Source organism: Achromobacter sp. Marseille-Q0513, from assembly GCF_018195695.1.
In the GTDB taxonomy this organism is placed as follows: domain Bacteria; phylum Pseudomonadota; class Gammaproteobacteria; order Burkholderiales; family Burkholderiaceae_B; genus Achromobacter.
The window spans coordinates 1-765 of the sequence record NZ_JAGTJY010000412.1; the positions used below are offsets into that span (position 1 = coordinate 1).

Annotated in this window: 1 protein-coding gene; it reads right to left on the minus strand. The window is 72.0% G+C overall.

Annotated elements, in window-relative coordinates:
- Window positions 1–765 (minus strand): hemagglutinin repeat-containing protein (locus KDH83_RS30980; RefSeq protein ID WP_212322916.1); only part of this gene is annotated, 765 nt, incomplete at both ends.

A 765-nucleotide genomic window follows, 5' to 3' on the forward strand; every position in this document is an offset into this window, starting at 1 on the left:
CGGTCAGCGTCAGGTTGCCCGCGGCGGCGCCCTTGCCTGCCAGACGCAGGTCCTGGCCGGCGGACAACGTGATGTCGCCGCGCGCGCCCATCTCACCAGCGGCGTCCAGATCGCCGCCCGAGCGCGCCGTGATGCCCGTGCCCTGCGCGCGGCTCGTGGACGCCAGCGTCAGTCCTTCGCCCGCCGTCAGCGACAGTGCGCCGCCATAGGCCATGGCGCTGCCGTCCACGCGCATGCCGGCGCCGGAGGCCAGCGTCATGCCGGCATTGGTCTCGGCCAGTCCGGCCAGCGTCAGGTCGCGTCCCGCGTTCAGGCGCAACGCGCCTTCGGCTTGCAGCTTGGAAGCCGCGCCCGCCGCGATCTTGCCGATCGCGTCGATGGACAGCGGACCGCCGGCCAGCAGCTTGCCGTCGATGGCCGCATCGCCCGCCGCGCTGACCGTCAACGCTTGCAGCGAGGCCACCGCGCCAGCGGCCGTGAAATTGCCCTGCGTGCGCAGGCCGATGGCACCGCCCGCTTGTGCAGTAGCGTCCTTGCCAAGAGACAGGTCGCCCGCCGAAGTCAGGTTCAATGCGCCGGAGGTTGCGCTGGCGCTGCCCAGCAACGCCAGCTTGCCGCCCGCGTCCGCCGTCAGATCACCATTGCTGCGCAAACTGCCCTTGAGCGTAGTGTCGCCGCCGGCCTGCAGTTGCAGCTTGCCGGTGCTGGACAGCTGGCCATCCGTCGTGGCCGCGCCGCGCGCTTGCAGCGTCAGGTCGCCGTCGG